13 protein-coding genes are annotated in these 14,340 nt (G+C 31.0%); 6 read left to right on the forward strand and 7 right to left on the reverse strand.

Going from position 1 to position 14,340, the window contains the following annotated elements; genetic code table 11:
* Positions 1 to 78: 78 nt before the first annotated feature.
* A complete protein-coding gene (locus ACWJJ2_RS06315) occupies positions 79 to 1,731 on the reverse strand; it encodes a thiamine pyrophosphate-binding protein (RefSeq protein ID WP_462954007.1) in 1,653 nt (550 codons plus the stop codon).
* Between the two features lie 392 nt (positions 1,732 to 2,123).
* Between ACWJJ2_RS06315 and murQ the strand changes: the two genes are divergently transcribed.
* From murQ to ACWJJ2_RS06335, 4 genes are read left to right on the forward strand one after another with little or no spacing between them, the layout of a single operon-like run.
* Positions 2,124 to 3,029: an N-acetylmuramic acid 6-phosphate etherase gene (murQ, locus tag ACWJJ2_RS06320; RefSeq protein WP_216302946.1), complete on the forward strand. Its 906-nt coding sequence runs from the start codon at positions 2,124 to 2,126 to the stop codon at positions 3,027 to 3,029.
* Positions 3,030 to 3,046: 17 nt separating this feature from the next.
* Positions 3,047 to 4,408, forward strand: coding sequence for a PTS transporter subunit EIIC (locus ACWJJ2_RS06325; RefSeq protein ID WP_216302945.1), 1,362 nt, complete (start codon positions 3,047 to 3,049; stop codon positions 4,406 to 4,408).
* Positions 4,409 to 4,435: 27 nt separating this feature from the next.
* Positions 4,436 to 5,515, forward strand: a complete 1,080-nt coding sequence (locus ACWJJ2_RS06330) for a DUF871 domain-containing protein (RefSeq protein ID WP_216302944.1) — start codon at positions 4,436 to 4,438, stop codon at positions 5,513 to 5,515.
* A 33-nt stretch (positions 5,516 to 5,548) separates the two neighbouring features.
* Positions 5,549 to 6,394 (forward strand): MurR/RpiR family transcriptional regulator, encoded by an 846-nt coding sequence (locus ACWJJ2_RS06335; RefSeq protein ID WP_462954008.1) that lies wholly within the window; start codon positions 5,549 to 5,551, stop codon positions 6,392 to 6,394.
* A gap of 198 nt (positions 6,395 to 6,592) precedes the next feature.
* Here the strand turns inward: ACWJJ2_RS06335 and amrS are convergent, their stop codons facing one another.
* Complete coding sequence (amrS, locus tag ACWJJ2_RS06340; RefSeq protein ID WP_462954009.1) at positions 6,593 to 7,579, reverse strand: AmmeMemoRadiSam system radical SAM enzyme; 987 nt, start codon at positions 7,577 to 7,579, stop codon at positions 6,593 to 6,595.
* Positions 7,580 to 7,590: 11 nt separating this feature from the next.
* Complete coding sequence (gene amrA, locus ACWJJ2_RS06345; protein WP_462954320.1) at positions 7,591 to 8,964, reverse strand: AmmeMemoRadiSam system protein A; 1,374 nt, start codon at positions 8,962 to 8,964, stop codon at positions 7,591 to 7,593.
* Between the two features lie 851 nt (positions 8,965 to 9,815).
* Between amrA and ACWJJ2_RS06350 the strand changes: the two genes are divergently transcribed.
* On the forward strand, positions 9,816 to 10,031 hold the full coding sequence (locus ACWJJ2_RS06350; protein ID WP_216302941.1) for a Tn3 family transposase: 216 nt from the start codon (positions 9,816 to 9,818) through the stop codon (positions 10,029 to 10,031).
* Between the two features lie 218 nt (positions 10,032 to 10,249).
* On the opposite strand, the gene ACWJJ2_RS06355 is transcribed toward ACWJJ2_RS06350, so the two are convergent.
* Positions 10,250 to 11,002, reverse strand: a complete 753-nt coding sequence (locus ACWJJ2_RS06355; protein ID WP_462954010.1) for a hypothetical protein — start codon at positions 11,000 to 11,002, stop codon at positions 10,250 to 10,252.
* 521 nt (positions 11,003 to 11,523) lie between these two features.
* The gene (locus ACWJJ2_RS06360) at positions 11,524 to 12,021 is read right to left on the reverse strand and encodes a hypothetical protein (protein WP_220287073.1); all 498 of its coding nucleotides are present in this window, start codon (positions 12,019 to 12,021) and stop codon (positions 11,524 to 11,526) included.
* A 356-nt stretch (positions 12,022 to 12,377) separates the two neighbouring features.
* Here ACWJJ2_RS06360 and ACWJJ2_RS06365 point away from each other — a divergent pair, with 356 nt between their 5' ends.
* Entirely contained in the window at positions 12,378 to 12,896 is a 519-nt protein-coding gene (locus tag ACWJJ2_RS06365) for a hypothetical protein (RefSeq protein WP_462954011.1), read from the forward strand.
* A gap of 166 nt (positions 12,897 to 13,062) precedes the next feature.
* On the opposite strand, the gene ACWJJ2_RS06370 is transcribed toward ACWJJ2_RS06365, so the two are convergent.
* Both ACWJJ2_RS06370 and ACWJJ2_RS06375 read right to left on the reverse strand, forming a co-directional pair.
* Positions 13,063 to 13,659 (reverse strand): IS3 family transposase, encoded by a 597-nt coding sequence (locus ACWJJ2_RS06370; RefSeq protein ID WP_462954012.1) that lies wholly within the window; start codon positions 13,657 to 13,659, stop codon positions 13,063 to 13,065.
* Between the two features lie 253 nt (positions 13,660 to 13,912).
* Positions 13,913 to 14,200 (reverse strand): transposase, encoded by a 288-nt coding sequence (locus ACWJJ2_RS06375; protein WP_462954013.1) that lies wholly within the window; start codon positions 14,198 to 14,200, stop codon positions 13,913 to 13,915.
* Positions 14,201 to 14,340: the final 140 nt, after the last annotated feature.

The following is a 14,340-nucleotide window of genomic DNA, read 5'->3' on the forward strand; positions in this document are numbered from 1 at the left end:
AATAACTTGCGACTGAGATTGATAAAAGAGCATCCAAACGGATGCTCTTAATTTATTACTTCTTCATTTAATTCAAATTCATCTTCTCGAATCTGCACAGCTCTCCGCAGGAGATGATTTAACTTTTTGTAATCTATCAGTATCTATAACAATTTCTGAACCATCAGTAACTAATTCAATAAGTAATGGTTGTGTTCTATTGTGTAGCAAGTCCTTTATGTTATCAACTTCCTCATTTGAGGTTATCTGTATAGCTTCTACTCCCATGGCGTCTGCAATAGAAGCTATACTTTTTTTAGCAAATTTAACTTTGCCTTTGCAACTTCTACCATATAGTACATTTAATCCATTATTAACAAGTCCTAACATTGAATTATTTACAACAAAGTAGATAATAGGTATATTATATTCTTTAGCTGTTAGTATTTCCATTCCATTCATGTAAAATCCACCATCGCCTACCATTACGGCATATGTTCTATCAGGATTAGCTAAGTATGAACCTACAACTCCCCCTACACCGGTTCCCATACATGCGTAATTTATACTTGTTTGAAAATCCATTGTCTCTTTTATTGGCATATACTTAAATAAACAATTAAAAAAATCCCCCATATCACTTACGAAACAAGTATCCGCAGGCAGTAAGTCTGATATTTTTTCAGTAAATAGTCTTAAAGACATCCCTGTATGGTTCTTTACATAAGGCTTATTCATCAAAGGTTTAATGAATGGATTTTCCTTTACTGATACATTGTTACTAATCAAAGTTACTGCTTGTTTTAGGTCGCAACAAACAGAAATATCTTCTTTAAAAACTTTATTAAACTCCGCTACATCCCAGTCTATTCTTATAACTTTTCTATCTTTAACGAGAATATCATTGTAATCCCTTGTTGCAGCTTGTCCTAAAGATGAACCAAGGATTAATAGACAACCAAATTGTTCTTTCTCTACATACTCCACAGCTCCATCTGCTGAACAAAATCCATAATTTCCAATATAATAAGGGAAGTCTGTGTGCACAATCCCTTTACCATTGGGTGTAGACATTACAGGCCATTTAAGTTTTTCGCTTAATGCTTTTATTTCTTTACTAATACCTCTTGAACCTCTACCAACTAAGATTAATCCCTTTTGAGTATTATTAATCTCATTAATAGCTTCTTTTAAACTTTTTTCATCAAAATGCATTGCTTCAATGACTATTTTATTAGTAGGAAGAATTCCTTTAAATTCATTATTTTGAATATCAAAAGGAATTGATAATGCAACGGGACCACATGGTGGTGTCATGGCTATTGTAATCGCTTTTTCAATCTCTTCAATAACTTCATCTTCATTTAGAATATTTTTCGAGTATTTTGTTAAGCTACTAAGCAATTTTATATTATCAAATTCTTGCAAAGCACCTTTGCCCATGAAAGACCTTTTTATATCCCCATTTATAACAAGCATAGGAAGTTTATTTCTTTGCGCGTCTGCAATTCCATTGATGGCATTGTTTACACCTACACCACCTGCCAACATACATACCCCTAATTTATTTGATAAATCAGAATATTTTGTAGCGCAGTAAGTAGCCCCTGCTTCATTCTTTGTTATTATAAATTCTATATCACTGTCATTTAAAGCATCAAGTATACCCGCAAATGTTGCAGATGGTATTCCAAATACGTAATTCACTTCATTAAGTGAAAGTGTCTTTATTATAGCGTCAGCTATTCTCATATGTTATATCCTCCGTAAATTTCAATTATTTTTTATGAATTATGCTATGTTAGATAAAATTGAGCTTTATTTCTCTGTTATATTCATTATATACAATTAAGCTCATATTTCCAATCTATGCTATCATATGAATATTTTATACATTCTTATTCTAATTGTAGCATAATTTTCAAGTTTTATGCATTATATTTTTTGAAAATACTTAGGTTTATCACTGATTACGTTATTATTAATGAAAGCAAGAAGGATAAGGAATATATTCACAAAACATGAATGAAATGAAATAACTTTTTTTTAAAAAATACTTGAAATGCAATTTCAGTTATGCTAATATAATCTCATAAGATGAAACCGTACACAAAAGAAAAATGATCAGCAATAAAGGAGGAAATATGGATATATTAAACTTAAAAAAACTAACAACAGAAAGTAGAAATGAAAATACCATGGACATAGATAAAATTTCAACCTTAGAAATGGTGAAAATAATAAATAATGAAGATAAAAAGGTAGCAGAAGCCGTGGAAAAGGAACTTCCTAAAATAGTAGAAGCCATAGATTGTATAACTTTAAGAATGTATAAAGGTGGGAGATTAATTTATATAGGTGCAGGAACTTCCGGAAGACTTGGAATTTTAGATGCATCAGAATGTCCACCTACATATGGAATTTCTGAAGAACTAGTACAAGGGATTATAGCAGGTGGTAAACAAGCTATGTTTAGTGCAAAGGAAGGCGCTGAGGATTCTAAGGAACTCGCAGTAAAAGATTTGAAAAATAAAAATATAACAGCGAATGATACAATAGTAGGACTTGCAGCATCAGGTAGAACTCCATATGTTATAGGAGGACTAGAGTATGCAAATGAAATAGGAGCATTAACCATTTCAGTTACTTGTAATGCTAATTCACAAGTTTCAAAAACATCGAAAATATCAATAGAACCAGTAGTTGGAGCAGAAGTTGTGACAGGATCAACAAGATTAAAATCAGGAACAGCTCAGAAACTAGTACTAAATATGTTATCAACAGGGGTTATGATAAAGCTAGGTAAAGTATATGGCAACCTTATGGTAGATGTAAAATCAACAAATGAAAAACTAGTTGAGAGAGCTAAGTTAATAATTTGTGAAGCAACGGGAGTAGCTATTGAAGAAGCATCAGAAATATTAAATAAAACAGATTTTGATGTTAAGCTTTCAATATTCATGATATTATCAAAGCTTAATAAAGAGGAAGCAAAAATCATATTAGATGAAAATAAAGGATATATAGCAAAAGCACTAAATAATATCTAAAATAGGGAGGAAATATTATGGTAAATAAAGATATTGCTAAAAACTTAGTGGAGCTAGTTGGAGGGAAAAGTAATATAAAATCTGTTACAAACTGTATGACGCGATGCAGATTAGAACTTAACGATCTTTCAAAAGCTAAAATAGATAAAATAAAAAAATCTGAAGGAGCCCTTGGAGTGGTTGAGTCAGAGGGACAGTTACAAGTTATTTATGGCCCAGGAAAGGTAAATAAGGTAACTGAAGAAGTAACAAAAATACTTGGGGGAAATCCAGTTATAGGTGAAGATGCAGTAGCAGAAACTAAAAATAAATTAAAAGAAAAGAATAACACTAAGTTTAAAAACATACTTAAAAAACTAGGGAATATATTTATTCCCTTAATACCACTATTCGTAGCTTCTGGGCTTGTACTTGCAGTTAATAATATAGCAGGAGTATATTTGGGTGATGTATATAAAACCACAACAGCAGCTCAAATAATAGGGCTTATAGGTAATGGCGTATTCTCTATATTATCAATTTTAGTTGGTGTAAATGCAGCTAAAGAATTCGGTTCACAAATGCCAATGATGGGTGGAGTATTAGGTGGTATTCTATCATCAGCAGCACTTGCAAAGATAACTCTTTTTGGAACAGCATTAACTCCAGGACGTGGGGGGATTATTTCAGTAATATTAGTAGTAAGTTTAGCTTGTTACATTGAAAAGGTTTGCAGGAAGTTTGTACCAGATGTGTTGGATTTATTCGTTACACCACTCGTTACACTTACACTTTCGGTTTTAGTAGCAATATTTATACTTCAACCAATTGGGGGATTTGTTTCAGATAGTATAGGAATAGTTGTAGCTCAAACTATTGCATCCGATAATATGATAATATCAGTTATATCAGGATCAGTATCAGGAGGGTTATTCTTACCACTCGTTATGACAGGAATGCACCAAGCATTAACTCCAATACATGCAGATTTAATAGCTAATGTTGGATTTACAGTATTACTTCCTATATTAGCTACAGCTGGAATGGCGCAGGTAGGAGCTACTATAGCAGTACTTAGAAAAACAAAAAATGAAAGATTAAGGAAAGTAGCTAAAAATGGATTAATACCAGGATTTTTAGGAATAGGAGAGCCATTAATATATGGAGTAACATTACCACTTGGAAAGCCATTTGTTGGAGCTTGTTTTGGAGCAGCACTAGGTGGAGCAGTTATGGCAATATTTAAGGTAGGAGCAGTTGCATTAGGTGTATCAGGATTACCACTCGCATTATTAATTGCAAATGGAAAAATGCCAGTATTCTTATTAGGTGTATTGGTATCATATATAGGTGGATATTTCTTTACTAACATGTTAGGTTTTGAAGATCCAGTAGAATAACAATCTATGATTTGAGGAGGGATTTTTATGAGTTATGGTTTTTCTATTTATTTTGGACTAGACAATACAAAGGAAGAAAATATAAAGTTATTAAATGAGGCCCATAAACTTGGATTTACTAGAATATTTACCTCATTTCATATACCAGAGGCAAATTATAGTATCTTAAAGACTGAGGCACAAGAATTTTTCAAATTGGCTAAAAAATATAATATGGATATAATAAGCGATATTTCTCCTAACACATTTAAGTTTTTAGACTTAAATGATATGGATTTGAAGGGACTATTTGATATAGGGGTTAAGACTATAAGAATAGATTTTGGATATACAGAAGAAGAAGTATCTAAAATGAGCAAAAACACTTATGGAATTAAAATACAACTAAATGCATCAACAATAACTAAAAAGTTTTTTGAAAACCTAGATAGATATTCCCCTAATTATAAAAATGTTGATGCATTACATAATTTTTATCCAAGAGTGGGTACAGGTATTTCAGAAGAATGTATGAAAGAAAAAAATTCTATTTTAAGTAAAAGAGGAATAGAATCTTCTGCTTTTGTACAATCAAATAATAGAAAAAGAGGCCCATTATATGATGGCCTACCAAGTTTAGAAGATCATAGAGGTATAGAAGTAAGAGAGGCTGCGAATCATTTGTTTGCATTAGGAAATAAATCTGTATTTATAGGTGATTCACTTCCAAGCAAAAAAGAACTAGAAGATCTATCTGGATTAAATCCAGATGCAGTAGAGCTTTTTATAGAATTAAAAGAATATGATACTGTAACCCTAGGATTACTTACTGAAACTTACACCCAAAGAGAAGATGAGGCTAGAGATGCTATAAGAGCTAGTGAAAGTAGATTAGTTCTTAATGGAAATAAAATAAAGGCCTTAAATACAGTGGATAAAAATTATGGAGATATTATTATAGATAACGAAAATTACATGAGGTATATGGGAGAATTACAAATATTAAAAACAAGTCAAAAGAGTGATTATAGGACAAATGTTGTAGCTTCTGTTTTACAAAATCATATTTATCTATTAAAATATATAAATGGTGGTAAAAAATTTTACTTTAATATAGTAAATAAATAGAGCTAACATCAAATGTAAATAGGGTGTGATATTATGAATGTATTACAATATATAAGGCAAAATTACGATAGTTTTACAGATAGTGAAAAATTAATAGCAAATTATTTATTAGAAACTAAGAAAAGTATTATATCAATGTCAGCTAAGGATATAGCCTATACTACTAAAACATCAGCTCCAACAGTGGTTAGGTTTGCTAAAAAAATAGGTTTTAATAGCTTAAATGAAATGAAGCTTAAGTTATCTATAAATTTAGATAAAATGGATCAAGATATAGGGTTTCAATACTTGGATAAAGATTTAGGAACAAAGAATATAATTCATGTAATAAAAAATTCAGTAGATTCTATCATGGAACAGACAGTTAGATTTTTAAAGGAAGAAGAACTAGATAATGCAATAGAATTACTTATAAATGCTAAAAATATATATGTATTTAGTGTAGGAGTATCAGCTTTAGTAGGTCAAGATCTTTATTATAAGTTAAGCAGGATAAATAAGAGATGTATATCACATACAGATACACATTTGCAAATAACCTCATCTATACTAATGGAGCCAGGTGATGTAGCAATAGCAATATCCTACTCAGGGGAAACAAGAGAAGTTATTAAATGTGTAGAAAATGCAAAAAAGAGAAAGGTTCCAGTAATAGCAATAACAAAGGCTAGTGTAAATAATAAGATAGCTGATATCTCAGATGTAGTATTACGTGTGCCAGCAGTAGAAAAATCTTTAAGGGAAGGTGCAATTAGCTCGAGAATATCACAGCTAGCAATAATAGATATGTTATTTATAGGCATGGTTAGAAATAATATAAAAGAAGTAGAAGAAATCTTAATTGAAACAAGAGAAGCAGTTAAAGAATTGTATAAATAGGGGAAGTTAAGTATATTGGTGTGAAAAAACCAAGATGTTATATTGAATCAAAAAAGCCACAGTATATTTTTTACTGTGGCTTTTTTATTAGTTTGAATGTAGGTGGTCGGGTACCTCAACATCTATTAAATCTCTTAAAATAAAACCTCCAAACTATATTTATGCAAAATAAATTTAGCTTTGGAGATTATTGTTAATTTAAAGTATAATATTTATTTTATAACCACACTTTGGACAGATATCATCACTAGTATTAACATGAAGCTGGTATCCCTCTCTTGCAATAAGCTTGTAACTGCACTTTGGGCAGTAAGTCGAGTTATCTGTGCCTGCTACATTACCTAAATATACGTAGTTAAGATATTTTTTTGCTATTCGCCTATCTTTATACATTACCTCAACTTTTGTAGCAGGATTATCCATCTTATAGTTTGGAAAATATCTTGATAAATGAAGTGGAATATCTTTATTTAATGAGGCAATAAATCCTGCAATTCCCTCAATTTCTTCTGCAGAATCATTTTCTCCATTTACGAGTAGAGTAGTTACCTCTACATGACACTGTTTTGATGCTATTTTAATAGTATCCATAACAGGTGTCACACTGCCTCCGCATATATCCTTATAATACTTGTTGTTTAACGCTTTTAAATCAATATTCATAGCATCCACATATGGAAGAAGTATCTTTAGAGGTTCTTCTTTAATATAGCCATTCGTAACCACCACTATATTTATATCTTTTACCGTTTCTTTTAATAGTTTTGATGAGTTGTATACATATTCATACCAAATAGAAGGTTCATTATATGTAAATGCTATCCCAATATTACCTTCCAGACTTTTGCATATTTCCACTAATTTTTCTGGTGGTACATATTCGCTCTTTGCTCTCCCTTGGGATATGGAGTAATTTTGGCAAAACCCACAGCTAAAATTGCAACCAAAGCTTCCTACAGAAAGTATATTGCTTCCTGGCTTAAAATGATATAGTGGTTTTTTTTCTATGGGATCTTGAGCCATAGAAGTTATTTCTCCATAATTTATCGTATAAAGTTTTCCCTTGCTATTTACCCGTACATTACATATGCCATGAGCGCCTGATGGAATATGGCAATTATGAGGGCAAAGTTTGCATTTAACTACCTCTCCTTGTTTTTCATAAAACAAAGCTTCTTTTTCCATAATTACCACTCCTATTTATGCCTTATAACCTCAAACTTTTCTATAGAATATTTTTCATTTGGGGAAATTGATGCTTTATTTAATACTATACTTATTTGCTCCTCTATGGTATTAACACCAGCAAGATCTGGTAATAGTAGTCCACTCTTTCTACCACTTCTCACAATAACTCCATATTTTTTAGGATCTAATTGTTCTTTTATAGCTGCTATAGGCTCCGTTAAAACATCTACGGAAAACAGAATATCCTCAAGTTCTCCCTCCGATACGTGACTAAACCTTGGGTCCCCTTCTCCTGCTTCAATGGCATTTCGCATTATTTCACTTGCTACACTTTCTGTTACAGGAAAAATTGTACCTATGCAGCCCCTTAACTGCCCAAATTTTTTAAGAGAAACAAATACCCCTCTTTTATTATTTATCATTTCCTCTGTTACATAGTTTGGTTGATCCATGAAATTACCCTCTATTAGATAATGAGTAAGACTTTCTCTGGCAAGCCTAACATAAACATCTTCGTTATTTACTCTTTCCTCATATTTTTTTCTTTTTTCATTAGTAATTTCTGATAATGTATCTCTATCACTGTTTTTAAGGTCAAATTTCATTACCGCATAACCCACTCCGAAGGTGCCTTCATAGGAAAGGAGTTCTCCCTTTATTTCATTACCTTCCATTGCTCCAAGCATTATATAATAAGACCTTAAGCCACATTCTCCAGCATTTTCAACCATTTCTGGATTTATATTAAATACTCCTGCTACATCACCCTTTGTTAATAGACTTATTATTTCGGCATCAAACACTTCTCCATAGGGATTATAATCATAAGGTCCTTCATCTTTAAGATGATGTGAAAGATCACCACTTCCAATAAATACAGCATTTTCATTGCTCTCCTCTATTGCCTCTTTAATGAGTTTACCAAATTTATATAACTGTATAGGACTAAGCCCCCCATAGGTAATATGAACAAGCTTAAAAGAATTATACCTATCAACAACAAAGTACAGTGGAACTATGCTGCCGTGATCTAATTCATATTCTCTATCGTATTTTTTAAGAAAACTTGTGCTTACTTCTACCGTCGGTATATTATTACTGCGTGCCTTAGCCATAATTTTCCCTGTCAAATCCATGTCTATTTCAAAATTCATAGAAACTTTTGACGCCCCAAATTGCTTTAAATTTCCTGAAATAGAACTTTCAAAAGAAAGAGCTATGGCATCTGAAAACATAGTTCCATGTGGTGTCACTACTATTATTACTTCTGGTTTTAACTCTGATATTTCGCCTCCAATGCGCACGCAAGCATCGTATGTGTTTTTTATCTTTTTTTCCTCTCCACGTCCCACTTCTGGAATTATTATAGGTGGATGTGGCATTGTATAAAAAGCTTTTATTTTTCCCGTTGTAATCACCTCTCCTATTCATTACTTTAAATATCATTTAAAAAAATATCAAGTCAGTATTCTAGCCTAATCTATTTTTATATGCATAAATATTTTACCCACTACTTAGTGTTCATATCCATAAAGGTTTTTTAGCATTAGCTTAGTTTGGCCACTTTATAATGAAACAATATGTTTTCAATTTCCTCCACAACAACAAAGTTTTCTATTCTTATACCATGCTTTCCGTTAAGAAAAGATTAATTACCATGTGTATTTCTACTATTGTTAATGTTTTTCTATTGATTTTTATAATTATTGCTATATTAAATACATAATCTTTTTAGCCAATTTAATTTACATCCTTATGCTTTACAAGGTTTAAAGATGGTAGAGAATGTTGTAGGGGAACTTACGGAAACTGGACTCAGTAATGCCAAGCTATTAGGTATATTAAGAAATGGATACGAGAAAGTCTGTTAAATATAACATCTCATTATATGGAATGATTTTATATCAAATATGGGGGCATTTATAGCAACGGAACCGAAACGGCAGTATGACTACCTTTATTTGTAAATATATGATTAGATTAATCTTGCTGAGGATTACCGTATTTTTTACAAGTAAAGTAATCTAGTGCGGTAGATAAATAAATTAAAAATACAGGCCATAAGCAGTTGTGATAGTAATAATAAAACTCTTTTCTAAGATTTTCTTAACACTATTATTTACAACAAACGCCAGTACACTATCACCTCACCAAATGTTTCCTGGAATAACCATGCAAGTTTTTCTCTAAGAACCTCTTCCTTAGAGCTACCAACATTAGAACCCCTATCAAAATGTTACTAAGAGGTGGACATCCAACCATACTGGGTCATGCAATTGGAGAATTTGGACTAATTTTTAAGACCACTCATAAACTATCATTTTTGGATGACAAAGATTATCGTAGGCGTATTTTAGCACAGCTAAACCGTGGAGAATCAGAAAATGGTCTTAAAAGAATCGTTGTATACGAAAAAAAGGCATTGGATGCTATCAGAAATGAACATTAGTTAACACATAAAGTATTATAATAACAACCTCTTTAGAGCAAGGAAATTGTTATTATGGTAAAAATAAAAGTCAGATACGATTGGTAAGTACTAATAATTGATCTCTTAATTAGTTGGTTTGATTTTATATCCACTTTTTTGTCCACCCGTTTTACAAAGATTCAGAGGCGCCGTACCTATAGCCCCTTATTATCCATAGATTTTCAACAAAAATAAACTTAAAAATAAATAGATTCAATCTTTAATTTGTTCTTTGCAATATAACATAGGAAAAGCATGCTAATAACATTGATTACAGGTAATCCCATAGAAATAGTGTATAATATACGAATTTTTTTATTTGCTACTGCTACTGAAGTTACTCGAATAGTTCCATTTACAGATGTTATAAAGAATATAACTGCTAAAGTTAATATAGAAATTATACAAATTGCTAGAATAACATAAAGCTGTGCAGCTGCTGGAAAAAGCAATACACCCCATATGAAAAACCAAGAGAAGGTACCTAAAGCGTCTTTTCCATAATTTGGAGTGTTAATTATCAAATTAATTGCATATATTATGAATATTAATGTTGGTATTATATAAAGTATGTTACCAAAAATAGAATACTGTAAAAGTCTTACTCCTGAGCCAATTTTCTTAGCACTGTAATTTATATCTTTACTGACAAATGTAGACCCTGGGAACATATTAACTATACCTAAAATTACTATTACAGTTAATAGTATCTCCAAAGAATATATACATCTTGGAATTGAAAGTGATAAATTTTCAATAGAATAGCCTTTATATGGTGAAACTAATGCAGTAGGAATGACTAACAAAATAATAGGAAATAATCCTAGAATAATATATATTATTTTAGGATTTATTATTTTTATTTTCCTTGTAATAAACATAATAGTTATTGAAAGTAAGATAATTCCTCCAATTAAAACTAGAAAACCCATAATTAAAAAATCCTTCATATTTTACGCATACCTCCAAAAATAAAATTATTCTACAAATAATTACTATAAATATACTGCATTCATACTTATTCTACATTTTTCTTGCAATACCTCTAATTCTAAATGATATGCAAAAATATTAATATATTCGTTGTTCCATTTTTTCTACATATCTGTAAACATGAATAAAATTAATTTATTTCCATATGACATTGTTGGGTAATGTGGACTTCATTATTAGTGAAGTATTTCTCATCTGTTACCTCCCTTTGGAATTACTGCTTTTCGCTTTATTCCTGTTGGTTTGAACCATGGTAGCTTTTGCTTTTTCTAACGTTAATAGTAATCGTTTCTATACCCCAAGGAGGATTGTGGGCACTATAATATATACATTAAAAATTTTGAAAGCCGCTTTTAAATTAAACAAAATCATTCTTTGCTCAAAATGTATCGACCCGCAGGATATTTTGTACCGGACCAAGCGCTATAACCCTTACATAGTTGCGCTATGTAAGGATTATGCCATTGAAGTCTGCTTATTATTGCTTTGAAGATTCCTTATATTGAATCGTAAACTTTGATTGTGCATTACCTAAAAATACGATTGTTCCATTTTTAGACAATGTAACCTTTTTAATACCTGTAATTAGAGAATCATTCACTAAAACTCCATTGCTATCATAAACTACAAAGGCTGTATTCTTCGGTATATCTACAGTAATTTCCTTACCAGCTGATTCCTTATCTATTTTATACCAGCTAGCATATCCGTCTTTCTTAATTGTAAATTTGAATTTATTCTTTGTTGGAAAAGTTTCAATTGCATCTTCTGATACATAAGTAGCACCACCTGCCCTTAGGTATTCAACCTCATCCTTTTTATAAAATGTGTAGTCCAATAGGTCACGTGATAATACATCTGGACCATCTAATATAGCAACAGCTGAATTATTATCTATAATTTTGTTTAAGCGAAAATATCCATCAGGCCCTTTCGTAAGGCTAACTTGTACATCGGGACATTCCAACATATACATTAATGAAGAGTATTTTTCATTTATTAAGAAATATTTCTTCCCCTCTCTTTTTGCCCAAGCTTGTGAAACACTTTCTGTTAACTTATTTACTCAGTATACATAAAATTATTGGCTCCTATGCCGGACTCGAAAATAAATTTTTATCTTTTAAATTGCATTCTAAATGTTCCAATTGTTTATTATTTTCAATTTTAATACTAGATAATTAATCACAGTATATTTTTATTTGAATAACATAGAGTAGCAGTTAGAAAAACTGATACTGCTAGGAGGTAAAACTATGTATAGTTATTGGCACGCTGATATGAGCGAATATGATAAACAACAACGTAAAAAGTCCCTCATACACGATTGTAATGAATGTAAAAGACATGAATGCAATGAATGTAATAGACGCGAATGCAATGAATGTAAAAGACACGATTGTAATGAGTGTAAAAGACATGAATGCGATGAATGTAAAAGACACGATTGTAATGAATGTAATAGACGCGAATGCAATGAGTGTAAAAGACATGACTGCGATGAATGTAAAAGACGCGAATGCAATGAATGTAAAAGACATGACTGCGATGAATGTAAAAGACATGAATGCGATGAATGTAAAAGACACGATTGTAATGAATGTAAAAGACATGAATGCGATGAATGTAAAAGACACGATTGTAATGAGTGTAAAAGACATGAATGCGATGAATGTAAAAGACACGATTGTAATGAATGTAAAAGACACGATTGTAATGAATGTAAAAGACATGAATGCGATGAATGTAAAAGACGCGAATGCAATGAATGTAAAAGACATGACTGCGATGAATGTAAAAGACGCGAATGCAATGAATGTGATTAACCATTTAAAAAAATTTGACAAGTAATAAATGTATTCATAAATAAAACCTATTATATTTATGAATGATTGATATAGATATGAATAAGCTGCTTTACACAAGCAGCTTATTTTTTAAAGTTTGCCTTGTCTTAAAATACAATAAGTTATATTTGACCTGGTCAAGTAAAATTGTAACACTTGTGTGTAAATAATTACTTAGAATATCTTTTCTCAAAAGGGGTTAATCCTCCCAGAGAACTATGAGGCCGTTTATGGTGATAATCTCTAAAAATATAATCATTTATTAGTTCTTCTAAATGTAGAGCATCTTTAATACTGTAATGCTTAATATGTTCATTCTTGAGTTTTCCAAAGAAACACTCCATAGGAGCGTTACCATATGGACAACCTGCTTTGCTCATAGACTGCTGCATTTTTTTATCCTCGCAAAAGGAAGTGAATGCCTTTGAGGTATATTGCGATCCCTGATCACTATGAATTATTAATCCCGTAGGGGGCTTATGATTAGATATAGCTTCACTAAGTGTATCAATAGCTAGTTCAGCGGTTATATTATTAGATATTTTAGTTGCTACAATACTTCTATCATATAGATCTAAAATAGAACAATTGTACATTATCCTACCACTTGAAAGATATATATAGGTGAAATCTGTACACCATTTTAAATTTTTAGCTACATCTGTAAAATCTCTATTTAGGATATTTGATAATACTTTATGTGAGGTTCCTTTTACATAATTAGGTCTTTTCCTAAATGAAACCGACTTAATATTTAATTCTTTCATATTTTATGCACAGTTAATAAGCTCAAATTAGATCCTTGTTTTTCTAATGAGCGTTTTACCATTCTAAATCTCATTTTTCCATTTTCACTGTGGAAAATTTTCTGTATATGTTTTAAAACTAATTTCTTTTGTTCATTATAGATATTTTTTCTGAATTTTAAATAATTATAATATGCATTAGGTGATAGCTCAAAGCGACGTAATAACCATCTGATGCCAAACTCTTTATTGTTGGCAAATATAAACTGGTAGATTAATTGTCTATTTCCTTGGCGAAGAATGCCGCAGCTTTTTTTAAGAAAGCATTTTCCTTTTCTAATTCAGTAGTTCGCTTTTTTAATAGTTTATTTTCCTCATAAACACTAGGAGATATTTTTTCTTCTGATTCTTTGCATTCTTCACAATAGCTTTTAATCCACACATTAAGGGTTGATCTAGATACACCATACTCTTTAATTAGACTTGGAATTGTTCTACTATTTTCTATATTTAATTTTACCAGTTTTTCTTTAAATACTTGATCATATATTTTCTTTGCCATTTGTAACACCACTCTCCTAATTTTATTATACTATTTTATTAGTACTCAGTGTTACAACTTTAGTAATGTCAGGTCAATTCGGGATAGCGCCAACATTTCCGACTTAACTATACTAGAAAAAGAGATAGCACTTATAGTTT

This window comes from Clostridium sp. CM039 (genome assembly GCF_055081075.1).